Here is a 26,606-nt window from a genome sequence, read left to right on the forward strand (position 1 = left end):
CGTCAGACCTCCCGCGCCGGCTCGACCAGGACCTTCATCTGCGACGGGTCGGTCAGCGCGACCTCGAGCGCCTCGGCCGCCCGCTCCAACGGGAAGGCGGAGGTGACCAGTTCGGCCAGACGGACACGCCCCGCGAGCGCGGCGGCCGCCGCGAAGTCCCCTGCCCCGTACCGGAACGAGGTCACGAGGGACAGTTCCTGACGCTGCATCCACGCCAGCGGCAGCTCGGTCACCGGTCGGCCCGGATTGCCGACCACCACAGCGGTGCCGCCGGGGCGCAGCGCGCGGATCCCCGACACGAGGGCGGGCCCCACGCCGGAGCAGTCGAACACGGCGTCGTAGCCGTCCGGCGAGGCGAGCGCGTGGGACCGCTCCGGATCGGGCGCGAGGCCGGCGGCGTCCACCGTGTGCAGGCCGAGCCGCGCCGCGAACTCCCGCCGCTCGGCCGCCACATCGGACACCGTGACGGCCCCGGCGCCGACGGCCGCCGCGACCTGCGCGACCAGCACGCCGATCGGCCCCGCCCCGGTGACCAGCACCCGGTGACCGGGGGCGAGCGCGGCGCGGCGCACCGCGTGCACGGCGACGGCGAGCGGCTCGATGAGCGCGCCGAGCCGGACGTCCGTCGACGCGGGCAGCGGATGCACGAAGTCCCGCGGCACGCACACGTACTCGGCGAGCGCGCCGTCGGTCGGCGGCGAACCGAAACAGGTGCCGTGCGGGCAGAGGTTGTAGCGCCCGGCCCGGCACAGCGCGCACGTGCCGCACGGGTGCGCGGGCTCGATCGCCACGGCCGTGCCGTGGGGCAGGTCGTCGGCGCCTGCGCCGTGGCCGACGACCACGCCGGCCGGCTCGTGGCCGAGGACGGTCGGCTGCCGCAGGACGTTCGGGCCGTTCTCGCCGTGGGCGTAGTAGTGCAGGTCGGACCCGCACAGCCCGACGGCACGGACGGCGACCAGGACCTGGCCCGGCCCGGGCTCGGGCACCGGGCGGTGCTCGACGCGCACGTCCTTGGGGCCGTGCAGCACCGCGGCGCGATGTATGGACTCGACGGGCTCGACCGACTGGGCCGACTCGACCGACTGGGCCACGGGGCGTCCCTTTCTCTCGTACGGGGATGGAGCGGGCCGGGGCGGGCCAGGGAGTGTCCGGCCATGATCTGCCGGACACCCCTCAGCGCACCGGCAGCGGTTCGACGCGCTTGATCACGAACGCGTAGGTGAGGGCGCCGACGACGGACAGGGCGCCGGACACCAGGAGCGGCACCAGGTACGAGCCTGAGGAGGATGCCAGCAGGAATCCGGTGACGATCGGGCCGAGGATCCCCGCCACGTTCGAGGCGAAGTTCTGGATACCGGCGAGCGAGGCGACATGCCCGGCGGTCGGCGCCACGTCGGCGGGCAGCGACGCGACGGACGCGGTGGAGAAGGTCAGCGAGGCGTAGCTGAGGGAGAGCAGCGCGAGGGCGCCGGTCGCGGTCGGCACGACGACGGCGAGCGCGATCACGGACGAGCACAGCGTGCCGGAGACCAGGCAGGTCTTGCGGACCTTGGTGGTGGACCAGCCCTTGCGGAGCAGCCGGTCGGCGGTGAACCCGCCGAGCAGCGACCCGAAGATGGCGACCAGACCCGGGACCGTACCGAAGAAGCCCAGCTTGAGGAGGTCGAAGCCGCGCTCGTCGACGAGGTAGCTGGGGAACCAGGTGATGAAGAAGTAGATGACGTAGTTGAGGCAGAAGAAGCCGAGCATCATGCCCCAGACCGTCCGGTAGCGGAACAGGTCCCGCCAGCGCACCTTGGGCGCGTCCGCCTCGTGCGCGGGCGTCTCGTCGGTGTGGGCGCCGCCCGCCTCGATGTAGGCGCGCTCCTCGGCGGTCAGCTTCGGGTGGTCGGCGGGCTCGTGGTAGAGCCGCCACCAGCCGATGATCCACAGGAAGCCGAGCAGGCCGCAGGCGATGAACGCGACCCGCCAGTGGAACACGGAGACCAGCATCGTCACCAGCGGCAGGGCGATGGCCGTGCCGACGCGCGCGCCGTTGTCCCAGACGCTGTTGGCGAGGGTCCGTTCGTGACGGGGGAACCAGCGGGAGACGGCCTTCGCGGGTGCGGGATAGCCGGCGGCCTCACCGGCGCCGAGCAGCATCCGGGCGCCGACGAGCGAGCCGACACCGCGGACCAGGCCCATCCCGACGGTGGCCAGCGACCACCAGATGGCGCCGATCGCGAAGACCCGCTTCACGCCGTACTTGTCCAGGAGCGCCCCGGCGGGCAGTTGGCACAGCGCGTACGTGATGAAGAAGGCACTGAGGATGAAGCCCTGCGTCTCGGGACCGATGTGCAGGTCGTGCGACATGGACGGCAGCGCGACGCTGAGCGTGGAGCGGTCCAGGTAGTTGACCGCGAGGCCGCCGAAACACAGGACGGCTATGCCCCAGCGGACGTTGTTCCCCCGGCCGCGCGGGCGGGCGGGGAGTGAGGTGCCGGGCGGGGCGGCCGGCGACTCACTCTCGGTGACGGAGCGGGTGGTCATCGTTGACCTCCGGTCGAGGGGGACGTGCGGACGTGACGGTAGGCGGTTCGCGAGAGCGGGCACAGACGTGTCCAGAGCGGGGACAGGGACACGGGTGCGGCCAAGGGGGTCCGTTGACCTCCGCGTCATTTTTTACCCTCGTCCGCACTTACATACAAGCCTTGTATGTAAGTATCCTCGCAGCTGAGGTGAGAAAGTGAGCGTCATGGCAGCTCAGCGGCGGGAAACGAGACAGTCACGAGGGACCGAGGCGGAGGCACCGCGTCCGCGCGAGTCGGTCCGGACTCGGGTGCACGCCCTGCTCCGGGCGCGGATCACTTCCCTCGCGCTCCTGCCGGGCGCGCCCCTGTCGGAGAACGAGCTGGCCGGGGAGCTGGACGTCAGCCGCACCCCGGTACGCGAGGCGCTGATCCTGCTGGGCGAGGAGTCGCTGGTCGACGTCTTCCCCAAGCTCGGTACGTTCGTCTCGCGGATCAGCGTCGACGCCGTCCTGGAAGCCCAGTTCATGCGGGAGGCGCTCGAACTGGCGGCGCTGCGCGAGGCGGTGAAGAAGGCCGGCGCGCAGGACATCACGGCGCTGCGCGCCGTCCTCGACGCACAGCGGGCCGCGCTCGAGGCGGGGGACGCGGACGTGTTCTTCGAGCAGGACGAGGCCTTCCACCGCCGCCTCATGGAGGCGAGCGGCCACCGCACGCTGTGGCGCACGGTGGCGACCGCCAAGGCGCACCTCGACCGGGCCCGCCGGCTGAGTCTGCCGCTGCCGCACCGGATCGAGACGCTGATCGACGAGCACACGACGGTGGTCGACGCCCTGGAACGGCGGGACGGGGCGCGCGCCGAGGACGCGCTGCGCGGGCACCTTCAGGGCGTCTTCGACGACATCGGAACGATCCGGGCGAGCCATCCGGAGCTGTTCGCGGATCCGCATGAGCAGCCGGGTGCCCCGCCCCGCCCGCGAGTCCATCCCGGGCTGCGCGCCTGACGTCGCTCACGCCGGGGGCGGCTCGTCCGCGTCGACCTGGTGTTCCAGGACGGGGACGGAAGAACGGCGGCCCGGTCGTGGGTGGCGCGTCAGTCGTCCTCGTCGTCCGCCGGCGGGTATGCCTCGTCGATGACCCAGTGTTCCCCGCCCTCGGTGGAGATCGCGCAGAGCCGGGTCCCGTCGGGTGAGCGGGTGAGGAACTCGATGCCGCCGGAGGGATCCGCGAGCCGGGAGAGGTCGGTGCCGTCGGTGAGACAGACGCGGAGCCAGCCCTGGCTCATGCCGGCAGCCGTGAGGAACGCGCCGTCAGGTGTGACAATGCCCCGCCGGCGGGCCGTCGACAGCCACAGGTCCTGTGCTCGACGCAGGGCGTCGTCGTCCCGCTTCGGCACCCGGGCCCACGGCACGGTGTCGATGTGCGCCGTCACCCGGAAGGCTTCGGTGACCGTCGGGCTCGTCCCGTCGTCAAGGAAACCCCCGACATCCAGCCCGGCTTGATGGAAGCGATCCGTGATGTCCTCGTTGTTCACTGTGGTCCCTGTCGATCAGTTGTTCTTGTGGAAGAAGTGGTGGTCCCCACCCGGTTTGTCCAACGCGCGATAGCGTTCCATCGTGCTGTAGCCCTCTCGCGTGTTGTCCCAGCCGAAGTTGACGAGGTCTCGGCTCCGGTCCGCCTCGGTGAAGCCCTTGGGCGCCCCGGCGTGGAAGTGGGGTCCCGCCGGATCGTGAGTGTGCTCGACGACCACTCTGGAGCCGTCCGGAGTCTCGAACTGCCGGAAGTTGCCCCAGTGGGTGGGGTCCTTCGAGTAGACGTGCCCGGGCATGTGCTTGAGGGTCTTGTCCCCCATGACCACCCATTCCGCGTCCGGGGCGGCCCCGTAGGGGACGCCGGCCACCTCGAAGGCCGCCCTCTCGGCGTCCTCCCGGCGCTCGAAGGGGTTGGAGTGCTCGCCCTTGGGCGGACACTCCGGCGCGAGCCCGAGCGGGTCCGACCAGGTGTGCGGGTTGTCCACATAAGAGGACGGGTTGGGTGCCGGAGTCAGGCCGAGCGGATCGGGTGAGACATAGCGTGCCGTCTCGGGGTCGTAATGGCGGAAGTAGTTGTAGTGCAGGCCGGATTCCGGGTCGAAGTACTGCCCGGGGAAACGGAGCGGCGTATACGTGCTGCTGTCACTCGCCCAGGCCGTCGTGCCCCACACGGTGCTGCGCCGGCGCCACGCGATGTCCCCGGACTCGTCTATGAGCTCCGTGGGAGTGCCGACGAGGTCGGTGACCATGGCGAAGAACCGCGAGTCGACCTCCTGCGGGGTCATCGGGCGCTCCTCGCCCGGTGACCCGGGTGCCAGCACCCGCTCGGTCTGGGTGAGGGGCCGTTGGCCGGCGTGGTCCCAGGTGAGGGCGACCGGCCGGGGCAGCTCCGGCGACATCGTCACCTGCTCGCAGAGGTTCGTGCCGTCCCAGGTGAACACGGTGCGCTCGATGACGGTCTCGCCGTCGGGTGCCAGACAGGTCTTCGCGCTGCGTCGCCCCAGCGCGTCGTACGTGTACTGCCACCGCCTGCCGTCAGGGGTGACCGTGGAGACGAGTCGGTCCTCGGGGTCCCACTCGTAGCGCCAGACCTCTGTCGAGCCCGAGAGGCGGCGCTTGCGGCGCACGGTGACACGGCCCAGCGCGTCGTGCTCGTAGTGAACACGTCCCGCCCGGGTGAGGCGGGTTCCGGAGTACGAGCGCGCGCCGGTGGCCGCATGGCCCGGATGCTCCTTCGGCCAGGAGGCAGCGGTCAGATTGCCTGCGAGATCGTAGGCGTACGACTCCGACCAGCCGTTGCCCTCGACGCCGGTCACGCGGCCGATCACGTCCAGCTCGAACCGCTGGGTGCCGGACACGAGGTCCTCGACGCCCAGCAGGTGGCCGTCCGCGCGGTAGGTGTACGCGCGGCGCTGGACGCACCGGCCCTCGCCCGACGCGGTGACGGACTGCGTGGTGAGGCGGCCCAGCTCGTCGAAGGAGTTGGCCAGTGCGAGGGAGGTCCCGACGCGGCGACCGATCTCGTGGCCGGCGGCGTCGTAAGCGAAGCCCACATCACGCCCCGCGGTGGTCAGCTGCACGCTGCGCCCTGCCACGTCGTAGGTCCAGGCGGACTCGGCGCCGCTGGGCGTGGTCCTCCCGGTCCGCCTCCCCAACTCGTCGTAGGAGCAGCTCAGTACGCGACCGTCGACCGTCTCGGAACGTACGCGCCCGAAGCGGTCCCGCAGGATGGCGATCGAGCTGTCCGGCCCGTCGGACCGGGCGAGCCGGCCGGTGAGATCGTAGGCGAAGGTGGTGGCTCCCGCGGAGGTCTCCTTCCGCACGACCCTGCCGAGCTCGTCGTAGACGTAACGCACCGTATGGCCAAGGGCGTTGGTCCGGGCCGTCATGCGCCCGGCGGCGTCGTGCTCGTAGTGGACGCTCCGTCCGTCGAAGTCGGTCTGCCGGACCAGCCACCCGGCGCTGTCGTACTCATAACGCCAAGTGAGGCCCTGCGGGTTGGTGACCCCTGTGAGGCGCAGTTCCGAGTCGTGCGTGAACGTGTACTGCGCTCCGTCCGGCGTCGTGCGCGTGGCCGTCAGGTCGAAGTGCGTGTGGGTGCTTCGCGTCACGTTGCCGACGGCGTCGGTGTGGGTGGTGCAGTTGCCCTCCCCGTCGTACGACCACGTCTCGGTGCTGCCGTCCGGAGCGGTACGGCTGAGGAGCCGGCCCTCGGTGTTCCATTCCAGGCGGGTCGTCGCCCCGAGCGGGTCCCTGACGGCGACAGGCCGACCGAAGGCATCACGTTCGTACGTGGTGGTCGCCCCGAGCGGATCCGTGACCTCGACCGGAAGGCCGGCGCGATCACAGCGAATTGCTGTGGTCGCGCCGAGCGGGTCGACCACGGAGGTGAGGCGGCCCGCCGCGTCGTAGGTGAAGTGCGTCGTCGCACCGGCAGGGGTCGTGGCCGTCAGGCGGTTGCCGCGTTCGTCGTAGGTCTGGCGCCACGTCGTGCCGTCGGGATTGGTCACCTTTACCGGCAGGCCGAGCTGGTTGTACTCGGCGCGGGCCTCGCGCCCGTCGGCGCGCACCACGTGGATGAGGTTGCCCGCTTCGTCGTACCGGAAGGCGGTGACGTTTCCGAGTGGATCGGTGCGGGACAAGAGCCGGTCGAAGCGGTCACGCCGGTAGTGGGTGGTGGCTCCGAGCGGATCCGTCTCGGCGATCACACGGTGCGAGGCATCGACGAGGAACCGCCGGGTGTGGCCCTCGCCGGTCGTCGTCGTGGTGACGCGGTGCCCCGTGCGCGGGTCAGGCTCTGCGTAGGCCAGGCGAAGAGCCATATGGCCTTCCGCTCCGCCTTCGGCCACGCAGCGGTCCCGCTCGTCGTACTCGTAGGTGTACGAGCGGTCGTTGGTGTCGGTCCAGGAGGTGATGCGTCCGCGCTCGTCGTAGCTGAAGCGCAGCGGGAGCCCGGAGGAGTTGAAGACCTCGGTGAGATGGCCCTCGTCCGAGTAGCCGTACCTCTTGATCTCCAGGTTCCCGCGGCCGCCGGCGGCGTCGGCCAGCGCCAGAGCACGGACCCGTCCGCCGGAAACGGTGCACACCAGACGGTGGCCTCCGCTGGAGGTGATGGTCAGCGGCGTGCCCTCGGAGTCGTACTCAAAGGTGATCCAGTTGCCGTTGCGGTCATCGATCTGCTCGATCACCGCGGATCGCTCGCCCCGGTCGGCGAAGTGCCAGACGCGCCCGGTGCCCGGATCGCTGACCGTGTAACCGCTGTCGACACGGTTCAGCGGGCGACGGGGGCCGTGCGAGGGCAGTACGGGCACCCCGGGAGCGGGATGGGGATACACGAGAAGGAGACCGTCCTCCGTGACGAAGACCACCCCTTGCGCGTCGATCTCCAGGCGCTGGTCCAGCGTCGACGACCAGGACGGCCCGAACCAACGGCCGAGCTCGTACCCGGACTCGGCGCGACGCGTGAACGCGAGCGGCAGCGCTCCCGGCAGTTCGACATCGGTCTGCGGCAGATACATGAGCCCCGTGGCGAGGTCGACCGGGTCGGTGCCATTGCACTTCTTCTGCCCGTCGGGCTCGGCGTGGCGCTCGGCATCGCGCGTGGCGCGCCGTACGCCTGTCTCCGCACCTTCTTCCATTCCCTTCTTGAGCCCCAGGCGCAGGCCACCGCGGGCGAGTCCGGCGCCCTTGGTGCCGATGAGCTCAGGAAGGAGGCGCCCCACGAACTCGGAGGGGTCCTTTTTGAAGCCGTCGACGGCGGCGGTGACGATGCGTTCGGGGTGCGCGGCGGTGGAGACGAGGCCGGAGAGCGTCATGGAGACGTTCTGCATGTACGCGGCCGGGTGCGTGAGGTTGTAGGGGTCGGTGGGGTTCAGGCCGCGGGCGAAGTTGAGCAGTCCGGCGGTGCCTTTGAGGGCGCCGCCGACGACGTGGGTGAGCTCCGTGTTGTAGGCCTGGTAGCCGTCCACGAGGTCGTTGCCGAGGCGGTCGAGCGGCGGCGGCTCGGCGGGAGCGTGCGCGAGGGCCGCCTTGACCTTGCCCTGGGCGTCGGAGGCCGCGGTGTTGCGCTGCTTGCGCGCCTCGGCGAGCGTCTCGTGGGCCTTCTCGATGTCGGCCTTGCCGGGATCCTGGAACGGCTCGGGCTTCGCGCCGGGGTCCTCGTTCGCTTTGATCCTGGCGTTGTAGGCGTCGACTTTCTTGTTGTACGTGTCGACCGCGTCTTTGGACGCCTTCTGGCCCTTCTTGTAGAGCTCGACGGCCTCCTTGGCCTTGCCCTGCGCCCACTTGACGGTGTCGGCGTACGCGTCCAGCGCGCCGGCCGCCTTGTCGCAGGCGTCGGAGGCCTGGGCCCACTTGGTGGGGTGCACGCCGAACTTCTTGCGGAACGCGTCGCCGCCCTCGCCCGCCCATCCGGACGAGTCGACCTTCTTCATCCCCTGCGAGACGTGGTCGAACGCGGTGTGGAAGTCCTTGAGATGCTTGGCGGACTCGCGGATCTTGTCCGGGTTGCCGTGGACGAGTTCGTTGGCCTCCTCGGTCTGCCCGAGCTGCTGCTCGCCGGGCGTGGCACCGAGATCCGAGGCGACATCGTCACCCCAGTCCTCCACCGCGTCCGCGGCACCGTGCAGACCGACGTGGTCCAGCCCGTCGCCGACCTTGTTCGTCGCGTAGTCGACGCCTTCGCCGACCTTCTTCTTGCCCTCGTCGATGAGATCCTCACCGGCCGAAAGCCCTTTGTTGATACCACCCTTGACGCCGTCGACGATGTCGCCGAGCCCCATCAGCCCTCGCCCCCGCCCTGCTGCTGTCCGGCGGCCTTCGCCCGCTCCTCGGGCGACGGGCCGAAGGTGTCGTCGAGCATCTGGTCGTACGCGTCGTCGGAGACCCCAAGGGTGTTGTGCAGATTCTCCGGGTTGAGGCCCGCGGGGCCCAGCGTGTGCGACGTCATGACGTCTCGGCCCGCGTCCTTCCAGCCCTGGCCGCTGTTGGCGAGCGCCTGGTCGAAGGACTCCTTGCTGTAGTCCACGCCGCCGTACGCGCCCGACGTGGCGATGTCCTTCCAGCCCTTCTGGGTGACCTCTTCCTCGGTGGCGTACGGGTTGCCGATCGCGGAGTTCGCGACGACCTTGAACGAACCCTCGACGTACTGCTCGGTCTCGAAGTAGGTGCCGGCGGACAGGCCGGTCTTCACCGCGAACCCGTTGCCCTCGTTCACCAGCGAGCGCACGCCCCACTCCCAGCGCTCGCAGAACGACTTGAACTCTCCGGTGAGCCCTTCGTGCCCCAACTCCAGGCCGGACAGGGCGATGTCCGAGAAGCCGCGCCCGGCCCCGGCCTCACCGACCATGCCGAGCTCCTTCAGCTCGGCCAGGGCCTCGGTCAGACCCTTGGCGATCAGATCCAGACCGCCGGTCTTGAGGTCCTTGCCGCCGACCGCGCCGCCACCGCCGCCTCCGTCGCCGGTCATGAGCTGCCCCTCTCGCCCTCGTCACGGTCGACCGCCGCCTCGTCCGGCACGATGCCCCGCACCGGCGGAAACACCATGCCGTCCGGCCCGTCCGCACAGTCGAGTGCCACCCCGCACGGCACTCCGGCCGCGGGTACCGCCACGTCCAGCAGCTTCGCGCCCAGAATCGTCCGGTAGGTCCACTCGCGCGCGAACTCGCCCCGGGCCTGCGCATACCGGGTCAGTGCCTGCTCGTCGGAGAAGGCGAGGATGAAGCGGATGCCGTTCAAGTCCGCTGTCAGCAACCCCGGTTCGCCGTCCGGGCCGCCCTCGTCGCCGAGCGGGACCAGCACCGCCGTCCGCCGGAACTCGCCCAGCAACGCGGCGAACGCCCGCCTGCGTGCCTCCGCTTCGGGATCGTCGGCCACCGGATCCGCGACGACGGGCTCTGCGCTCCGGACGATCTGTTGCGGATCCGGTTGGGGATCCGGCTGCGGGGGCGAAGGCGGGGGTGAGGGCGTCACCGGCGCTTCGGCGGCAGGCGCGCCGCTCATCTCCGCGTAGTCGGCGAGTCGTGACCTTGGTGTCTGCGGCGGTTCGTCCACCGCGCCCCCGTACTCAGACATACCGTGCATCATCACAAGCGCACGTCGCCCGCCGCAACGCGCCTGCGTCACACCCCTGTCACAGCATCCTGCGACCGGCCCGAGCGGGCACGGCCGCTGAGCGGTCCGAGCGCGTGACGCCGAGTCAGCGGGGCGACGGACTGTCCGCGCGGAGTCCCGCTCACACGAACAAGGACAAACCGGGGTGCGAGGCCGGTTTGTCCTTGCTCGTGTGAGGGTGCCGTGACAGCCGCAGGAGTGGAGGCAGGCCCTAGGGATGTGAAGACAGGCCCTAGCTCAGGGTCTTGAGCGCTGCTGCCGCGTCGTACGGCTTCAGCTCGTCGAAACGGCCCTCCAGGACCTTCGCCGCCCACTCCGGGTCCTGGAGCAGGGCGCGGCCGATGGCGACCATGTCGAACTCGTCGCGCTCCAGGCGGTCGAGGAGGTCGTCGATGCCCTTGACCGCGGAGCCCTCGCCCATGAAGGCGCGGATGAAGTCGCCGTCGAGGCCGACGGAGCCGACCGTGATGGTGGGCTTGCCGGTGAGCTTCTTGGTCCAGCCCGCCAGGTTCAGGTCCGAGCCGTCGAACTCCGGGTTCCAGTAGCGGCGGGTGGAGGCGTGGAAGGCGTCGACGCCGGCCGCGGCGAGCGGGCTGAGGATCGCCTCGAGCTCCTCAGGGGTCTCGGCGAGCCGCGCCTCGTAGGCCTCCTGCTTCCACTGCGAGTAGCGGAAGATCACCGGGAATCCGGGGGAGACGTTCTCGCGGATCGCGGCGACGATCTCGGCGGCGAACTTCGTGCGGGCCACGGCGTCACCGCCGTAGCCGTCGGTACGGCGGTTGGTCCCGGCCCAGAGGAACTGGTCGAGCAGGTATCCGTGGGCGCCGTGCACCTCGACGCCGTCGAAGCCGATGCGCTCCGCGTCCTTGGCGGCCTGCGCGAACGCGCCGATGACGTCGTCCAGGTCGCCCTGGGTCATCGCCTTGCCCGTGCCCTCGGTGCCGTCGATGCGAAGGCCCGAGGGGCCGACGGCCGGGGCCTCCGCGAAGGGCGGCTTGCCCTGCTGGCGCACCATGCCGATGTGCCAGAGCTGCGGCACGATCGTGCCCCCCGCCGCGTGCACGTCCTCGGCGACCTTCGCCCAGCCGGCCAGCTGCTCCTCGCCGTGGAAGCGCGGCACCCGGTCGCTCTCGCCGGCCGAGTCGTGGCCGACGTAGGTCCCCTCGGTGACGATCAGGCCCACGCCCGCGGCGGAGCGGCGGGAGTAGTAGGACCGAACGTCCTCGCCCGGGATGCCGTTCGGCGAGAACATGCGCGTCATGGGCGCCATCGCGATGCGGTTCGGGACTTTCAGACCGTTCAGCGCGACAGGGCGGGACAGGATCTCGGCAGCGCGGGAAACAGGCGACGCGGCGTCAGTCACAGAGTGCTCCTCATAGGTACCAGTCGGTATGTGCACAAGCATGCAATCCGCGTGTGCCAACTGTTCCGGCCTCCATGACATTCCACAGGTCAGCCTCGTCCTCATGTGATCCGGGCCACGGCTTTGGGGTCCACGGGTGGCCGACGGCACCGGAAGGCCGCCGCGGCACACCGGCCGGCCGTGCGAGCGTCCCTCTGGGGAGGGAATGCCCGAGGGTCCCGGTCAGCGAGACGCTGGGACATGTAGCCGAGACGGAAGGCTATTCAGCGGCTCGTTCGATCTCCCTAAGGTTCAGGACATCAAGCGGGGCGCCGGGCCGGATCCGGAGTCGGTGTCCTCAACTCCGGCTGAAACAGGGAGAGTTACCGTGCGTGCAGTCATTCAGAAGTCCTTCGGTGGTCCCGAGGTTCTCGAGGTCGTCGAGACGCAGCGGCCGACGCCGCTCTCCGGTGAGGTCCTCGTCAAGGTGCACGCCAGCGCGGTCAACCCGGTGGACGTGGCCGTCAGGTCCGGCGCCTTCCCGCTGCTCGGCGAGCCCCCGTTCGGCGTCGGCTGGGACATCTCCGGGGTCGTCGAGGAGGCCGCCCCCGGCAGCCGGTTCGCCGTGGGCGACGAGGTCTACGGGATGCCGTTCTTCCCCCGCGCCGCCACGGGATACGCCGAGTACGTCGCGGCCCCGTCCCGCCAGCTGGCCCGTAAGCCCGCGTCGGTCGACCACGTGCACGCCGCCGCCATCCCCCTCGCCGCGCTCACCGCGTGGCAGGGCCTCGTGCAGGCCGCCGGCGTGAAGGAGGGCGACCGGGTCCTGATCCAGCGGGCGGCAGGCGGTGTCGGCCACTTCGCCGTGCAGATCGCCAAGGCGCGGGGCGCCCATGTGACCGCCACAGCCAGTGCGGCCCGGCACGACTTCCTCCGCGGCCTCGGCGCCGACGAGCTCATCGACTACCGGACCGCCGAATTCACCGACGTCGTCAAGGACGCCGACATCGTCCTCGACTCACTGGCCCAGGGCGATCGGTCCCTCGGCGCGCTGCGTCCCGGCGGCGTGCTCATCAGCATCCTGGAGCACGGTGACACGGAGCTCGCCGCGCGCGTGGAGGCGGCCGGGCGGCGTTTCGCCGGCATCTCGGTCGAGCCGGACTACGCCGCACTCGAGGCGATCGCCGAGCTCGTCGACGCGGGCGCGATCCGTCCGTACGTCGAGGAGACGTTCCCGCTGGCGGAGGCGGGCAAGGCGCATGAGCTGGTCGCGTCGGGACATGTGCAGGGCAAGATTGTCCTGACGGTCTGACCGGGACGGGCCGCACCAGGGAGGGCGAGGCCGGATGGACATCCTCACCGAGGCGCTGGCCTCGATGCGCACGGGACGCCCGGCGTCCGTCCGCACCAACGGCCGCGCCCCCTGGGGCCTGCGGCTGCCCCCGGTCGCCGGCGCGGGATTCCACGTGGTGCTGTACGGGACCTGCTGGCTGGTTCCACTGGAGGACGCGGCCCCGCATCTGAAGCCGATCCCGCTCAGCCCCGGCGACGTCGTCTTCCTGCGCGACGGGCGGGGCCACATCCTCGCCGACCACCCCTCCAGCCGGGCCGAGGAGCCCAGGGCCGAGCACTTCCGGGAGGGGTCGCCGATCGGCTCGGTGACGCTCGGCGGGGACGGCCCCGAGACCAGCCTGCTGTGCGGCAACTACCACCTGGACCAGGGCCGCCCGCACCCGCTGGTGCGCCAGCTGCCCGAAGTGGTCCACCTGCCGACGCGGCACGGCCGCCACCCGGAACTGAGCGCCGCGGTCCAGCTTCTCGGCTCCGAGCTGGAGAATCCGCGGATCGGCTCGGACGGCATCGTGCCCACCCTGATCGACTCGCTGCTCCTCTACATCCTGCGCGCCTGGCTGGACGATCAGCCGGCCTCGGCCGCGCAGGGCTGGGCCGCGGCGCTCGGGGACTCGGCTGTGGCGCCCGCGCTCGCGGCGATTCACGACGACCCCTCGATCCAGTGGACCGTCGAGGGGCTGGCCGAGCGGGCGGGTCTGTCCCGCGCCGCGTTCGCCAGGCGGTTCGCCGCGCTGGTGGGGGAGCCGCCCATGGCGTATCTGACCCGCTGGCGCATGACGACGGCGGCCCGGCTGCTGCGGGAGTCCGACGCGCCCTTGACGACGGTCGCCGCGCGCACGGGATACGGCTCCGAGTTCGCCTTCGCCAAGGCGTTCAAGCGGGAGTACGGGCTCGCCCCGGGTGGTTACCGGCGGCAGGCGAGGGTGGCGTAGGCGGGGCCTGGTTTTCGGATATCAGTTCGGTTGGGGGTGCGTTTTCGGGGTGACGGGACCATTCTGGAGGTATGTCCGAAGGTGCGCCCGTGACCGTGCACCCGCCCCTGCCTGACGGCGGCCGGCGGGTGACGATTCGCGGCAAGGACGTGGGGACCGCCTACAACCTGCTCGACGTCCTGGAGTTCCTGCGCGCCGCGGGCCTTCCCGAGACGGACACGACCGTCGACGACCCGGAACTGATCGACTGGCACGGTGCGGGGCCCGAGAACTGGGGCCCGGACGGGCCGGAGAAGGCTTCGTGACCGGTCACCCGTCCGGCGTCCGAGCGAGCCGGTCAGGGTGTGTGCGTAAGCCGGTCAGGACTTTTGGTGAGCCGGTCGGGATCTTTGCGCGAGCCGGTCAGGATTTTTGCGCGAGCCGGTCGAGCAGGTCGTGCCATCCCGCCTCCACGCGGTCCAGCGGCATGCCCCGCTCGACGGTCAGATGGCGGACGAGCGCGGTGTCCGCGGCGGCCAGCAGCGTGTGCGCGAGGAGATCGGTGTCGCCCTCCATGCCCGCCTGGCGCAGCAGCAGCATGACGTGCGTGTGGCGCAGCCGGTTCGCCGGGACCGCGTAGTTGCGCAGGGGGTCGGTGCGCGAGGCGAGGATCAGCTCGTGGTGGTCCCGCTCGTGGCGGATGAGGGCGGGTCCGAAGGCGTGCAGGCGCTCCAGGGCGGGCGCGTCCGGGCCCAGGGGCGGCGGGCCCGACAGGAACGCCGCCTGAAGCTGCTGCTCCCGGTGGTCCAGGAGGGCGATGAGCAGCCCGGTGCGGTCGCCGAAGCGCCGGAAGACCGTCCCCTTGCCGACCCCGGCCGCCGTCGCCACCGCCTCCATGGTCAGGTTCGCCGCCCCGCACTCGGACATCAGGCGTGATGCGGCCTCCAGCAGGCGCGTGCGATTGCGTGCCGCGTCCGCCCGCAGCGCAGGCCGCTCGCCCGCCGGTGTCAGGGCGAGGTCGGTCGGTCCGCCCGGGGCGCCGGGCGTCGTGACGAGAGGGGGGATCGGACCGGTCATGGCTTCAGAGTAGCGCCGGGAAGCGACAAGTGGACCGCGGTCCGGATAGGTGGTACAACTTTAAACGGACTTCGGTCCGGTTGGACCGCGCATGAGATCCGTACGCCCATATCTGGAGTTCTGCCATGTCTGTTCGCATCCTTGCCCTCGTCGGGAGCCTCCGCGCCGGTTCCCACAACCGTCAGCTCGCCGAGGCCGCCGCCAAGCACGCGCCCGCCGGCACCGACATCCAGCTCTTCGAGGGCCTCGCCGACGTGCCCTTCTACAACGAGGACATCGACGTCGAGGGCAGCGTCCCCGCCGCTGCCGCGCGACTGCGCGAGGCGGCCGGTCAGGCCGACGCCTTCCTCCTCTTCTCGCCGGAGTACAACGGCACCATGCCGGCCGTCCTGAAGAACGCCATCGACTGGCTGTCCCGCCCGTACGGCGCCGGCGCGATCTCCGGCAAGCCCGTCGCCGTCGTCGGCACCGCGTTCGGCCAGTACGGCGGTGTGTGGGCGCAGGACGACGCGCGCAAGGCCGCGGGCATCGCCGGTGCCGCCGTCCTGGAGGACGTGAAGCTGTCCATCCCCGGCTCCGTCACGCGCTTCGCCGAGACCCACCCCGCCGACGACTCCGAGGTCGCGACCGCGCTGACCGAGGTCGTCGGCCGCCTGAGCGAGCAGGCCGCCCCCGCCGCTGCCTGAGGCTCCCGGCACAAGTGCGGCCGGAGGCCGGGGACGAAGCCGTCCCCGGCCTCCGGCCGCACCCACTTTCGGGGAGCGTTTACGGGGAGTCTTTGCGGGTGTTCGGGGTGAACCGGGGCGCCACGAACGGCAGATCCGGGGCGGCCCCGGAGCGCGCACGCCAGTCCCCTGTGCCTACGATGCAGCGGTGACCACCCGCCCAGGACAGCCCACGCGACCGCAGTTGACGCTGCGGCTCCTCGGGCTGCTCGTCGGCGCCGTGCTCCTCGGCCTGCTCGGCATGCACGGCCTGGGACCCGTACCGGCAGGCGCGCACGGCGAGATGCACCCGGCGGCCGCGCCCGCGACGGGTGCGGGTGGCGCCGCTGAAGCGGTTGACCACGCCGGGCCCGAGCGGCAAGGCGTCAAGGCTTCTGCTCCCGGCATGTGCGACCACGGAGACGGTGGCTGCGAAGGGCACATGGCGCACGCCGACTCGGTCTGCGCGTCCGCCTCCGTCGCCGGCCCTCCGGCAGTCGCCCCTGTGCTGCTCCCCGACGCGATCGCCTGCCCCGCCCGCCCCGAGGCCCGTACTTCCTCGGCCGGCAGTGGCCCCGACGGCGGCCGTGCCCCGCCGTCACTCTCCGAACTCCAGCTCCTGCGGATCTAGAACGGCCCGCGCGGTACCGCATGCCCCAAGGGGCGGCGCCGCGCTCGCGCGAGCCCATCACCGAGATCAGCATCAGGAGTTCCGCATGACCGCACACCGCACGTTCGTCCGACGCGCCCTTGCCGCCGCCACCGCAGGGACGGCCGCCCTGGTCCTCGCCGCATGCGGCAGCGACAAGCCGGCCGGGGGACACGACATGGGCGCGAAGGAGTCCGGCTCCCGTCCGGCCGCGTCGGCCCAGGCCGACGGCCACAGCAACGCGGACAGCCGCAACAGCGCCGACGTCTCCTTCGCCAAGGAGATGATCCAGCACCACCGGCAGGCCGTGGAGATGGCCGAACTGGCCGAGGGCCGCGCCGCGTCGAAGGACGTGAAGAGCCTCGCCGCCAAGATCAAGGGGGCCCAGGACCCCGAGATCGAGGAGATGTCCGGCTGGCTCACCGCATGGGGTGAGGAAGTCCCCGCCGACATGTCGGGCATGGGCCACGACATGTCCTCGTCCATGCCCGGCATGATGAGCGCCGGTGACATGGACGAGCTCGAGAAGGCGTCCGGCGACGGCTTCGACAAGAAGTTCCTCGCGATGATGGTCAAGCACCACGAGGGCGCCGTCGCGATGGGCAGGACCGAGAAGTCCGACGGCAAGTACGGCCCCGCGACGCGCCTGGCCGCGGACGTGGTGACCGCGCAGACCGCCGAGATCGAGCAGATGAACAAGATGCTCGGCAAGAGCTGAAGGAACCTGCGCGGGCGCGCCGTACACCCCGTCGGCCACACGCCGGCGGGGTGCGCGCCCACGCTTCTCCCCCCCGGACCCGTGACGTCACGCGCGATCGGGGGCATGGTGGGAGACCCTCACCGCAACGGCCGCCCGGCACCCGCGCCGGCCGTGAACCGGGGCACCGGCACGGCCTGATCGTGCCGCCCCGGGGCACTTGTCCGGTTCGGGAACCGGCGCCGGTGTGTGCGAGGCTCGACGCCAAGGGCCTTCGTACGTCGGCCGGATGGAGGTGTGATGTCCACGCAGAGCCAACGTCTGGTGATCACTGAGCTGGCGAGCTGCGACGGCTGCGCGGTGCTGCGGATCAGCGGCGAACTCGACCAGAGCGCTGAGGGACTCTTCCTGGGCACGCTCGGCGCCTGCGTCGACGCGGGTCACCCGTATCTCGTCCTCGACGTCACCGCGCTCTCCTTCTGTGACTCACGCGGTCTCTACTGCCTGCTGGCCATGCGATGGCTCCTGGACCGCCGCGGCGGCAAGCTCGTCCTCGCGGGGGCGGGGCGCCGGCTGACCGAACTGCTCACCCAGACAGGCAGTGTCGACCTCCTCCCCGCCCAACGGTCCGTCGGCCAGGCCCTGTTGTCGCTGCCTCCCACGCACCGGCCGGTCTGGCCGCCCGTAACGAGCCCCGACGTGCTGGACGACGGGCCGCCCAGACCCCCGCGGCCCCGGCCGCCCACACCCTGACCGGGCCGTCGCCCCGAGGCCGCGCGCGAGTCGCCCGCCTCAGGCGGCTCCCGGCGCACCGGCGCGCAGGCCGTCCATGACGAGGTCGAGCAGCCGCCCGGCGCGCGCCTGCCAGTCGCCGTGCGGGTCGATCTGCCAGAGCCCGGCGATGGCGAGTGCGAAGTCCTCCGGTGTCACCCCGGGGCGGATCGTGCCCGCCTCCTCGTTCGCCGTGAGCAGGAGTGACATGGCCGACGTCAGCGGGCCGTGCCCGAGGGCGGCGAGGCTGCCGCGCGTGGTGGCCTGGCGCAGCGCGTCCGCCAGCCCGGCCTTCGCCATGGCGTACTGGGCGAGGCGGTCCATCCACGCACGCAGGGCCTCGTCGGGCGCGCGGGTGGCGAGCAGATGACACGCGGTGTCGGCGACCTGCTGCATCTCGTAGCGGTAGACCTCGAGCACGAGGGATTCGCGGTTGGGGAAGTTGCGGTAGAACGTGCCCTGACCGACGCATGCCTTCTTCGCGATCGCGCTCAGGGGGGCGTCCGCCGACCGTGTCAGCTCGGTCAGCGCCACTTCCAGGATGCGGTCGCGATTGCGTTGCGCGTCCGAGCGGAGCGGCGCTTCCTTCTTCGGCTGCACGGGTCCCCCTTCCGGGAATCGCGAATCCGTACGCCAGTGCCAAGAACCGGCATGCCCTTGCTAAGCGGACAGCTGTCCGTTAGTGTCGGCGTAGTGGACAGTTGTCCGCTTGACTCCACCATAGCGGCAGACCCGGCTCGAGTGGAGAGCCGGTGACCAACGCAAGCGGCTTTTCGGCCGTCGAGCGCGCGCCAGGCGCGAAACCCCGAAGTTCTCCCTCTACGTACAGCCCTCGCACCTCATGAGCGAAAGAAGGCTGATCATGGCCCCATCGACGTCCAGCGTCATCACGCTGAACATCAATGGCGAGAAGTACACGCTGCCCGTCGACCACCGCACCACCCTGCTCGACGCACTGCGCGAGCGCCTCGATCTGCCGGGCACGAAGAAGGGCTGCGACCAGGGCCAGTGCGGCGCCTGCACCGTCCTCCTCGACGGCCGCCGCGCCGTTTCCTGCCTGCAGCTCGCGGTGGCGGCCGAGGGGCGTGAGATCACCACCATCGAGGGCGTGGCCGACGCCGACGGACTGCATCCGGTGCAGCAGGCGTTCCTCGATCTCGACGGGTACCAGTGCGGTTACTGCACTCCTGGCCAGATCTGTTCGGCCCTCGCCGTCATCGAGGAGCACGCGGCGGGCTGGCCGAGCGCCGTGACCGCCGACGTGCGGCCGGAGGCGGGCGTTCCGGCGCTGACCGCCGACGAGATCCGGGAGCGGATGAGCGGCAACCTGTGCCGCTGCGGCGCCTACGTGTCGATCGTCAATGCCGTCGCCCGCGCCGCAGGAACGGAGGCTGTCGCATGAAGGAGTTCGGTTACGAGCGCGTCTTTGACGTGCCCGCCGCGGTCGCCCTGCTCGACGCCGACCCCGACGCGCGCTGTCTGGGCGGCGGCACCAACCTCGTCGACCTGATGAAGACCGGCGTCGAGAGGCCCGCCCGGCTCGTCGACGTACGCGAACTGCCGCTCGGCGAGATCGAGTTGACGCCGGAAGGCGGCCTGCGCATCGGCGCGACGGTCACCAACAGCGACCTCGCCGCCCATCCCGAAGTGCGGCGCCGCTACCCGATGCTGGCACAGGCCGTCCTCGCCGGTGCCTCGGGTCAGCTGCGCAACATGGCCACCGTCGGCGGCAATCTGCTCCAGCGCACGCGCTGCGGCTACTTCACCGACCTGGCCAAACCCTGCAACAAGCGCTCACCCGGCAGCGGTTGCCCCGCGATCGAGGGTGAGCACCACAACGCCGCGATCCTCGGCGCCTCCGCGCGGTGCGTGGCCGTCCACCCCTCGGACATGGGAGTGGCACTCGCCGCGCTCGACGCCGTCGTCTCGTACGAAACGGTCGACGGCCCGGGCGAGTTGACGCTGGCGGAGTTCTATTCGCCCGTGGGGGAGACCCCGCACGTGGAGACCGCTCTGCCGCCCGGCGCCCTGATCACCGCCGTCATCCTGCCCCCGGCGCCCGTCGCCGCCCTGTCCCGCTACCGCAAGGTCCGCGAGCGCGCGTCCTACGCGTTCGCGATCGGCTCCGTCGCCGCTGCGCTCGACGTCCGGGACGGAACGGTCCAGGAAGTGCGCCTCGCCTTCGGGGCGGTCGCGTCCCGGCCCTGGCGCGCTCACGAGGCCGAACGCGCCCTGACCGGCGGCCCCGCGACCGCCGAGGCCTTCGCCGCCGCCGCGGACGCCGAACTCGCGGCCGCCGAGACGCTGCCCCACAATGGATACAAGGTGACGCTGATGCGCAATCTCGTCGTGGCCGTGCTGACCGAGCTCGCCGAGGAGGCCGCCCGATGACCACGACGACCACGGCAGCCCCGGTGACGGGCACCGTCGGCGCCTCGTACACCCGGGTGGAGGGGCTGGAGAAGGTCACCGGGGCAGCCCGGTACGCGGGGGATGTCCCCGCCGCCGAACTCGCCCACGGCTGGCTGGTGTTGTCCACCGTCGCCCGCGGTCGCATCCGCTCGGTCGAGTCGGACCCCGTCCGCGGGATGCCCGGGGTGCTGGCCGTGCTGCACCACGGCAACGCGCCGCGCGTCGACGGGAACTACATCGGCATGCTGGGGCGGCCCGACCCGATCGTCGAGGTCTTCCAGCACGACCGGGTGCCGTTCGTGGGCTGGCCGGTGGCGCTGGTCGTCGCCGAGACCAGCGAGCAGGCCAGGGAAGCCGCCGAGGCGCTGGTGGTGCGGTACGACGAGGAGCCGCACGACGTCGCGTTCTCGGCCGGACACGCCGGCATCTACACACCGGACGGCGACGGCATGCTGGCCGAGAAGGGCGACCTCGCGGCCGAACTCGCCGCGTCCGTCCATGTCGTGGACGCGGAGTACACCACCCCGGAAGAGCACCACAGCTCGATGGAACCGCACGCGGCGATGGCACGCTGGGACGGCGGACGCCTCGAAGTCGTCGACTCCAACCAGGGCAGCATGTGGGTGGCGCAGGAGCTGGCGAAACTTTTCTCGCTCGACCCGGCCACGGTGCGGGTGCGGTCCGAGCACATCGGCGGTGCCTTCGGGTCCAAGGGTGTGCGCGTGCACCAGATCCTCGCCGTGATGGCGGCGACCGTACTCGACCGCCCGGTCAGGGTCGTCATGACCCGGCGTCAGACGTTCTCGCTCGCCGGCTACCGCAGCCCCACGGCCCAGCGTGTCAGGCTCGGCGCCGACGCCGACGGGCGGTTGCGCGCTCTCGACCACCAGGCGCACAGCCTCACGTCGACGGTCCACGAATTCGTCGAGGCCAGCGCCGGGTTCGGGCGTCCGATGTACGCCGCCGACGCTCACCGCAGCGTCAACCGGGTGGTGCGCCTCGACGTGCCGACGCCGACCTTCATGCGCGCGCCCGGTGAGGCTCCGGGCTCGTTCGCCCTGGAGTCCGCGCTCGACGAACTCGCCGAACGGTGCGGCATGGACCCGATCGCGCTGCGTGCCCGCAACGAGCCGGACGTGGGTCCGGTCTCCGGGCTGCCGTTCGGCTCCCGCAACCTGCTGGCCTGCTTCGACGAGGGGGCCCGCAGGTTCGGCTGGGCGGACCGTGACCCACGTCCCGGCGTGCGGCGCGAAGGGCGCTGGCTGCTCGGCACCGGCACGGCGGCGGCCACCTTCCCGGTGATCGTGGCACCGTCCACAGCGGCCGTGACCGCTGAGGCCGATGGCACCTTCACGGTGCGGATCGGCGCGTCGGACGTCGGGACGGGGGCGCGGACCGCGCTGACCCTGCTTGCCGCGGAGGCTCTCGATGTGGCCCGGGAGCGCGTCCATGTGCGCATCGGCGACAGCGACTTCGGCCCGGCGGCGATCTCGGGCGGCTCGATGGGGACCCGCTCCTGGGGCTGGGCCGTCACGGCCGCCGGGCGAGACCTGCGGGAGCAGTTGGCCCTGGGCGGCGACATTCCGCCGCAGGGCATCACCGTGCGATCCGACACCAGCGCCGCCGTCGGCTCCCTCACCCAGAAGGAACGGCACTCCTTCGGCGCCCAGTTCGCCGAGGTCGCCGTCGACGTCACCACCGGCGAGGTACGCGTACGGCGGATGCTCGGCGTCTTCGCGGCCGGCCGGATCGTCAACCCGCTGACCGCGCGCAGCCAGTTCATCGGCGGGATGATCTGGGGACTGTCCATGGCACTGCACGAAGAGGCGATCCGGGACCAGGCCACCGGCGGTCACGTCGGCGCCGACCTCGCGGGCTACCACTTCGCCGCCAACGCCGACGTACCCCTGATCGAGGCGGACTGGGTCGACGATCCGGACGCGGACGACCCCGTCGGGATCAAGGGCATCGGCGAGATCGGCATCGTGGGCGCGGCGGCCGCCGTCGCCAACGCGGTCTGGCACGCGACCGGCGTCCGCCACCGGCACCTGCCGATCCGGCCCGACCGCGTACTGTCGGCCGGGGCCCCCGCCGCAGGTGACGGCGATGCTTGACATCGCCGACGAGCTGAACCGGTGGGCCGGGCAGGGCCGGGACTTCGCCGTCGCCACCGTCGTCTCGGTGGGCGGCAGCGCACCCCGCCCGCCCGGCGCCGCCCTCGCCGTCGACAGCGAGGGCACGGCCATCGGCTCGGTCTCCGGCGGCTGCGTCGAGGCAGCGGTCTACGAACTGTGCCTGCAGGTGCTCCAGGACGGCGGGTCCGTCCTGGAGCGGTTCGGCTACAGCGACGAGGACGCTTTCGCCGTGGGGCTCACCTGCGGCGGCGTCATCGAGGTCCTCGTCACGCCGGTGCGAGCCGACGCGCCGGACAGGCCTGTGTTCGCCGCGGCGCTCGCGGCCGCCGCCCGGGATGAGACGGCCGCACTCGCCCGAGTGGTCCGCGGACCGGACGAACTGCGGGGCGGAGCGCTGCTCGTGAGGGCGGACGGCTCGTACGAGGGAGGACTCGACGGAGGCTCCGGCCTTGAGCGGACCGTGGCGGCCGAGGCACGGGCCCTGCTCGCGGGGGGCCGCACCGGTACGTTCGACCTCTCGGCCGACGGCTCCCACTGCGACGCCGACCTGACGCTGTTCGTCGAGTCCAGCGTGCCGCCGCCGCGGATGATCGTGTTCGGCGCCGTCGACTTCGCGGCGGCGCTGGTCCGTGCGGGCAAGTTCCTCGGCTATCACGTGACGTTGTGCGACGCCCGCCCGGTCTTCGCCACGCGGGCCCGCTTCCCCGAGGCGGACGACATCGTGGTCGACTGGCCGGACCGCTACCTGCGGCGCACCACAACCGACGAACGCACGGTCCTGTGCGTGCTCACCCACGACGCGAAGTTCGACATCCCGCTCCTGGAGATCGCGCTACGGCTGCCCGTCGCGTTCGTCGGGGCGATGGGCTCACGCCGCACCCACGAGGACCGCGACCGCCGCCTGCGCGAAGTCGGCCTGAGCAACGAGGAGTTGTCGCGCCTGCACTCGCCCATCGGCCTGGACCTCGGTGCCCGCACCCCCGAGGAGACGGCCCTGTCCATCGCCGCGGAAATCATCGCGTCGAGGCAGGGCGGCACGGGCGCACCCCTGACCAGCTCGCGCACACCGATCCATCATGACGGCGAGGCGGGGGAACGGCGCCTCTTGGCGACGGGGGAGAGGTGACCCTCGGCGGCCGTCGCGCACCCCGCGCCCGGAACGCGGCCGTGGACCTCGTCCGCGGTGCTCCCCAGTCCTCAGGAGCCTGGTCCGACGCGGCAGCGTGGAACTGGAGCCGCGCGGTGTCTGCCGCTTTCTCCGGGGACAGGTTCGCGCCCTCCCTGTACGCCTCCGCGAAGGCCGTCTCACCCAGCGCCGCCGTCGCCCTCGCCGTGATGCGGTCCCCGTCGGCGCGTTCCGCGGGCGGGAGCGGGGCGCCCGCGCTGCGGCGGGCCGCGTCTGCGGCTCCGATGAGCTCGGCCGCCCGGCCCGCGGCATCGGTGAGTGCTGCCGCGCCCACCCATCTCCAGGGCAGGGCCATCGCGGTCTGGACCGGCACGCTGATCGCCGACCCCGTGCTGCCGCGGGACCGGATCCCCGCCCACGGCGGCAGGTACGAGGGCGAGCGCCTCCTGGCCGCCGGCGCCGACCTGGTGGCAGTCGGCCGCCTGTTCCTGGCCGACCCGGACCTCGTCGAGCGGCTGCGCGTGGGCGCTGCGCACCGCTCAACCAGGTCCGCGACAGGTATCTGATGTACGTAGGAGCCGAGACGGGCTACACGGACTATCCGTTCCTGTCCGACAGCCGCCGGTGAAGTGAATATTCGGGGCCCGGGGCGCCGGGATTTGCTCAACCTGGGGTGAAGGTTCACGGCGACGCGCGAAATATTCTGGCTCACCGTGCTCCGAAGCCCGGTCCGTGCTAGTCTTGATCTCAGTTGCAGTTGTGGTTCCCATAGATACTTCAAGTGCCTTAGGTAACTTCACGTTGCCGGGCGCTTTTCTATTTCCGGAGGCATTTTTTCCGGGCGGGGCAATCATTGCGGCGACGCCGAGGTCCACACAGTGTGGGCCACGGGCACTGCCCCGAAGGAGAATTTGCATATGGCTACTGGCACCGTGAAGTGGTTCAACTCGGAAAAGGGCTTCGGCTTCATCGAGCAGGAGGGTGGCGGCCCCGACGTCTTCGCCCACTACTCGAACATCGCCACCCAGGGCTTCCGTGAGCTTCAGGAAGGCCAGAAGGTGAACTTCGATGTCACGCAGGGCCAGAAGGGCCCGCAGGCGGAGAACATCGTTCCCGCCTGACGCTGAAGCGTTGAGCGCAGCTGGTGCCCGTACCCCAGTGGTACGGGCACCAGCTCGTTGCTGTTTGCGGGGCATCCCGCCCGGGTAGGCACGACCACCGGGTGGCACACCACCCCGGCGGGGCGCCAAGATCCCCGCACCCCATTGATCCGGCCCGTCCGAGAGCCGCCTGCCGCAGCGGAATCCCAGTATTCCTACGTCAGGCGTCGCCATTCTCCGTACCGGCGCGCCGGCTGATTTTCAGTCTGCTATTCGGCTCGTTCTTGCAATTCGTCCGGCACTCATGCGCCGGGAATTCCTCGATACGTGCCATATCGAGGAAGGTTCTCCATGAACCGTTCAGCTCGCACGAACGACCGTTACTCCAACCCTCGCAGGGGCTCCGCCGGCGGTGACCGGGGCGCCCGTTTTCGACCCCAGGGCCAGGGCCAGGGACGCACCGGAGGCAAGAGCTCCGGTGGCTACGGGCGCAGGTCCGCCGCGCCGCAGGGTGAGTTCGCCCTGCCCGTCACCGTCACGCCCGCCCTCCCCGCCGTGGAGACCTTCGGAGAGCTCGACCTGCCGGCCGAGATCCTCAAGACGCTCACCGGTCTCGGCGTGACCGTTCCGTTCCCGATCCAGGCGGCCACGCTGCCGAACTCGATCGCGGGCCGGGACGTCCTGGGCCGCGGCCGCACCGGCTCCGGCAAGACCCTCGCCTTCGGGCTCGCGCTCCTCGCGCGCCTCGCGGGCCGGCGTGCCGAGGCCAAGCAGCCCTTCGGCCTCATCCTCGTCCCCACGCGGGAGCTCGCCCAGCAGGTCACCGAGGCGCTCACCCCGTACGCCCGGTCGCTCAAGCTGCGGATGGCCACCGTCGTCGGCGGGATGTCCATCGGACGTCAGGCCAGTGCCCTGCGCGGTGGCGCCGAGGTCGTCGTCGCGACGCCCGGACGCCTCAAGGACCTCATCGAGCGCAAGGACTGCCGCCTGGACCGGGTGAAGATCACCGTCCTGGACGAGGCCGACCAGATGGCCGACATGGGCTTCATGCCGCAGGTCACCGAGCTGCTCGACCTGGTGCACCCCGAGGGCCAGCGGATGCTGTTCTCGGCCACGCTCGACCGCAACGTCGACCTCCTGGTACGCCGCTACCTGCACGACCCGGTCGTCCACTCCGTCGACCCGTCGGCGGGCGCCGTCACCACGATGGAACACCACGAACTGCATGTGCACGGCGCCGACAAGTTCGCCGCCGCCACCGAGATCGCGGCCCGCGACGGGCGGGTCATCATGTTCCTCGACACCAAGCACGCCGTCGACCAGTTCACCAAGCACCTGCTCGGCAGCGGTGTGCGGGCCGCCGCTCTGCACGGCGGGAAGTCCCAGCCGCAGCGCACCCGCACCCTGGCCCAGTTCAAGGCCGGTACGGTCACGGCGCTCGTCGCCACGAACGTCGCGGCGCGCGGCATCCACGTCGACAACCTCGACCTCGTGGTCAACGTCGACCCGCCGAGCGACCACAAGGACTACCTGCACCGCGGCGGCCGTACGGCCCGTGCCGGTGAGTCCGGCAGCGTCGTCACCCTCGTCCTGCCCAACCAGCGCCGCGACATGAGCCGGCTGATGCGCGACGCCGGTATCCGGCCGCAGATCACGCAAGTCCGGTCCGGAGAGGCCGAGTTGAGCCGTATCACCGGTGCTCAGGCGCCCTCCGGCGTCCCGATCGCCGGCCCCCCGCCGGCGACGGAGCGGCCCAGGCGCGGCGGTGCCCCGTTCCGCGGCATGGGCTCGCGCCCGGGCCGCGCCGGTGGTGACTCGCGCCGGACCTCCGAGGCCCGCCAGCTCGCCGACGCCCGCAAGGCCGCGCGGGTGCGCCGCGCCGGCTGAGGCATGCGCACGAAGGCCGGAGGCCCTGGACCGATACGGTCCAGGGCCTCTGGCCTTCGTGCTGCTGTCAGCCCTTGCGGGCGGTGACGTTCTCGGTGAGTTGGGGGACGACGTCGAAGAGGTCGCCGACGACGCCGTAGTCGACGAGGTCGAAGATGGGGGCTTCGGCGTCCTTGTTGACCGCGACGATGGTCTTGGAGGTCTGCATGCCGGCCCGGTGCTGGATCGCGCCGGAGATCCCGTTGGCGATGTACAGCTGCGGGGAGACACTCTTGCCGGTCTGGCCGACCTG

24 protein-coding genes and 1 pseudogene are annotated in these 26,606 nt (G+C 71.3%); 15 read left to right on the forward strand and 10 right to left on the reverse strand.

Annotated elements, in window-relative coordinates; all coding sequences use genetic code 11:
• Positions 1 to 2 precede the first annotated feature (2 nt).
• Both ACWIGU_RS37580 and ACWIGU_RS37585 read right to left on the reverse strand, forming a co-directional pair.
• Positions 3 to 1,091, reverse strand: a complete 1,089-nt coding sequence (locus ACWIGU_RS37580; protein WP_454406157.1) for an alcohol dehydrogenase catalytic domain-containing protein — start codon at positions 1,089 to 1,091, stop codon at positions 3 to 5.
• Positions 1,092 to 1,173: 82 nt separating this feature from the next.
• Complete coding sequence (locus tag ACWIGU_RS37585) at positions 1,174 to 2,529, reverse strand: MFS transporter (protein WP_454406158.1); 1,356 nt, start codon at positions 2,527 to 2,529, stop codon at positions 1,174 to 1,176.
• A 289-nt stretch (positions 2,530 to 2,818) separates the two neighbouring features.
• On the opposite strand from ACWIGU_RS37585, the gene ACWIGU_RS37590 reads away from it, so the two are divergent.
• Entirely contained in the window at positions 2,819 to 3,511 is a 693-nt protein-coding gene (locus tag ACWIGU_RS37590) for a GntR family transcriptional regulator (protein WP_454406160.1), read from the forward strand.
• Positions 3,512 to 3,600: 89 nt separating this feature from the next.
• Here the strand turns inward: ACWIGU_RS37590 and ACWIGU_RS37595 are convergent, their stop codons facing one another.
• The 5 genes from ACWIGU_RS37595 to ACWIGU_RS37615 form a co-directional block, all read right to left on the reverse strand.
• On the reverse strand, positions 3,601 to 4,041 hold the full coding sequence (locus ACWIGU_RS37595) for a hypothetical protein (protein WP_454406161.1): 441 nt from the start codon (positions 4,039 to 4,041) through the stop codon (positions 3,601 to 3,603).
• A gap of 15 nt (positions 4,042 to 4,056) precedes the next feature.
• Positions 4,057 to 8,820 carry a putative T7SS-secreted protein gene (locus ACWIGU_RS37600; RefSeq protein WP_454406162.1) on the reverse strand — a complete coding sequence of 1,588 codons (4,764 nt, stop codon included), beginning with the start codon at positions 8,818 to 8,820 and terminating at the stop codon, positions 4,057 to 4,059.
• The gene (locus ACWIGU_RS37605) at positions 8,820 to 9,506 is read right to left on the reverse strand and encodes a hypothetical protein (RefSeq protein WP_454406163.1); all 687 of its coding nucleotides are present in this window, start codon (positions 9,504 to 9,506) and stop codon (positions 8,820 to 8,822) included. Before ACWIGU_RS37605 ends, ACWIGU_RS37600 begins: the two co-directional genes overlap by 1 nt.
• Positions 9,503 to 10,123: a hypothetical protein gene (locus ACWIGU_RS37610; RefSeq protein WP_454406192.1), complete on the reverse strand. Its 621-nt coding sequence runs from the start codon at positions 10,121 to 10,123 to the stop codon at positions 9,503 to 9,505. Before ACWIGU_RS37610 ends, ACWIGU_RS37605 begins: the two co-directional genes overlap by 4 nt.
• Positions 10,124 to 10,382: 259 nt before the next feature.
• Positions 10,383 to 11,555, reverse strand: coding sequence for an NADH:flavin oxidoreductase (locus tag ACWIGU_RS37615; protein WP_454406164.1), 1,173 nt, complete (start codon positions 11,553 to 11,555; stop codon positions 10,383 to 10,385).
• 325 nt (positions 11,556 to 11,880) lie between these two features.
• Between ACWIGU_RS37615 and ACWIGU_RS37620 the strand changes: the two genes are divergently transcribed.
• The 3 genes from ACWIGU_RS37620 to ACWIGU_RS37630 all read left to right on the forward strand — a co-directional run bounded on the left by ACWIGU_RS37620 (position 11,881) and on the right by ACWIGU_RS37630 (position 14,082).
• Positions 11,881 to 12,804 carry an NADP-dependent oxidoreductase gene (locus ACWIGU_RS37620; protein WP_454406165.1) on the forward strand — a complete coding sequence of 308 codons (924 nt, stop codon included), beginning with the start codon at positions 11,881 to 11,883 and terminating at the stop codon, positions 12,802 to 12,804.
• 34 nt (positions 12,805 to 12,838) lie between these two features.
• Entirely contained in the window at positions 12,839 to 13,777 is a 939-nt protein-coding gene (locus ACWIGU_RS37625) for an AraC family transcriptional regulator (RefSeq protein WP_454406166.1), read from the forward strand.
• 89 nt (positions 13,778 to 13,866) lie between these two features.
• On the forward strand, positions 13,867 to 14,082 hold the full coding sequence (locus tag ACWIGU_RS37630) for a hypothetical protein (RefSeq protein WP_398379028.1): 216 nt from the start codon (positions 13,867 to 13,869) through the stop codon (positions 14,080 to 14,082).
• Positions 14,083 to 14,179: 97 nt separating this feature from the next.
• Here ACWIGU_RS37630 and ACWIGU_RS37635 read toward each other — a convergent pair whose 3' ends face one another.
• Positions 14,180 to 14,833, reverse strand: coding sequence for a TetR/AcrR family transcriptional regulator (locus ACWIGU_RS37635; RefSeq protein ID WP_454406167.1), 654 nt, complete (start codon positions 14,831 to 14,833; stop codon positions 14,180 to 14,182).
• Positions 14,834 to 14,958: 125 nt separating this feature from the next.
• Between ACWIGU_RS37635 and ACWIGU_RS37640 the strand changes: the two genes are divergently transcribed.
• The 4 genes from ACWIGU_RS37640 to ACWIGU_RS37655 all read left to right on the forward strand — a co-directional run bounded on the left by ACWIGU_RS37640 (position 14,959) and on the right by ACWIGU_RS37655 (position 17,636).
• Positions 14,959 to 15,519 carry an NAD(P)H-dependent oxidoreductase gene (locus ACWIGU_RS37640; protein WP_454406169.1) on the forward strand — a complete coding sequence of 187 codons (561 nt, stop codon included), beginning with the start codon at positions 14,959 to 14,961 and terminating at the stop codon, positions 15,517 to 15,519.
• 187 nt (positions 15,520 to 15,706) lie between these two features.
• Positions 15,707 to 16,168, forward strand: a complete 462-nt coding sequence (locus ACWIGU_RS37645) for a DUF6153 family protein (RefSeq protein ID WP_454406170.1) — start codon at positions 15,707 to 15,709, stop codon at positions 16,166 to 16,168.
• An 85-nt stretch (positions 16,169 to 16,253) separates the two neighbouring features.
• Entirely contained in the window at positions 16,254 to 16,904 is a 651-nt protein-coding gene (locus ACWIGU_RS37650) for a DUF305 domain-containing protein (RefSeq protein ID WP_454406172.1), read from the forward strand.
• Positions 16,905 to 17,183: 279 nt separating this feature from the next.
• Positions 17,184 to 17,636 carry an STAS domain-containing protein gene (locus ACWIGU_RS37655; RefSeq protein ID WP_454406173.1) on the forward strand — a complete coding sequence of 151 codons (453 nt, stop codon included), beginning with the start codon at positions 17,184 to 17,186 and terminating at the stop codon, positions 17,634 to 17,636.
• Between the two features lie 39 nt (positions 17,637 to 17,675).
• On the opposite strand, the gene ACWIGU_RS37660 is transcribed toward ACWIGU_RS37655, so the two are convergent.
• Entirely contained in the window at positions 17,676 to 18,254 is a 579-nt protein-coding gene (locus ACWIGU_RS37660; protein WP_454406174.1) for a TetR/AcrR family transcriptional regulator, read from the reverse strand.
• A 262-nt stretch (positions 18,255 to 18,516) separates the two neighbouring features.
• Between ACWIGU_RS37660 and ACWIGU_RS37665 the strand changes: the two genes are divergently transcribed.
• The 7 genes and pseudogenes from ACWIGU_RS37665 to ACWIGU_RS37695 all read left to right on the forward strand — a co-directional run bounded on the left by ACWIGU_RS37665 (position 18,517) and on the right by ACWIGU_RS37695 (position 26,314).
• Positions 18,517 to 19,056 carry a (2Fe-2S)-binding protein gene (locus ACWIGU_RS37665; RefSeq protein ID WP_100598397.1) on the forward strand — a complete coding sequence of 180 codons (540 nt, stop codon included), beginning with the start codon at positions 18,517 to 18,519 and terminating at the stop codon, positions 19,054 to 19,056.
• Positions 19,053 to 20,045, forward strand: a complete 993-nt coding sequence (locus ACWIGU_RS37670) for an FAD binding domain-containing protein (protein ID WP_454406176.1) — start codon at positions 19,053 to 19,055, stop codon at positions 20,043 to 20,045. Before ACWIGU_RS37665 ends, ACWIGU_RS37670 begins: the two co-directional genes overlap by 4 nt.
• Positions 20,042 to 22,180 (forward strand): xanthine dehydrogenase family protein molybdopterin-binding subunit, encoded by a 2,139-nt coding sequence (locus ACWIGU_RS37675; protein WP_454406177.1) that lies wholly within the window; start codon positions 20,042 to 20,044, stop codon positions 22,178 to 22,180. The genes ACWIGU_RS37670 and ACWIGU_RS37675 overlap by 4 nt, the downstream gene beginning before the upstream one ends.
• Positions 22,173 to 23,327 carry an XdhC family protein gene (locus tag ACWIGU_RS37680; protein ID WP_454406178.1) on the forward strand — a complete coding sequence of 385 codons (1,155 nt, stop codon included), beginning with the start codon at positions 22,173 to 22,175 and terminating at the stop codon, positions 23,325 to 23,327. Before ACWIGU_RS37675 ends, ACWIGU_RS37680 begins: the two co-directional genes overlap by 8 nt.
• Positions 23,328 to 23,689: 362 nt before the next feature.
• Positions 23,690 to 23,955: pseudogene (locus tag ACWIGU_RS37685) on the forward strand (alkene reductase); the annotation flags it as partial.
• 289 nt (positions 23,956 to 24,244) lie between these two features.
• Complete coding sequence (locus ACWIGU_RS37690; RefSeq protein ID WP_100598391.1) at positions 24,245 to 24,448, forward strand: cold-shock protein; 204 nt, start codon at positions 24,245 to 24,247, stop codon at positions 24,446 to 24,448.
• A gap of 330 nt (positions 24,449 to 24,778) precedes the next feature.
• On the forward strand, positions 24,779 to 26,314 hold the full coding sequence (locus ACWIGU_RS37695) for a DEAD/DEAH box helicase (protein WP_454406179.1): 1,536 nt from the start codon (positions 24,779 to 24,781) through the stop codon (positions 26,312 to 26,314).
• Positions 26,315 to 26,381: 67 nt separating this feature from the next.
• Here ACWIGU_RS37695 and ACWIGU_RS37700 read toward each other — a convergent pair.
• A partial coding sequence (locus ACWIGU_RS37700; protein ID WP_454406180.1) for an electron transfer flavoprotein subunit alpha/FixB family protein occupies positions 26,382 to 26,606 on the reverse strand: 225 nt, incomplete at its 5' end.

This window comes from Streptomyces sp. NPDC055400 (assembly GCF_053644375.1).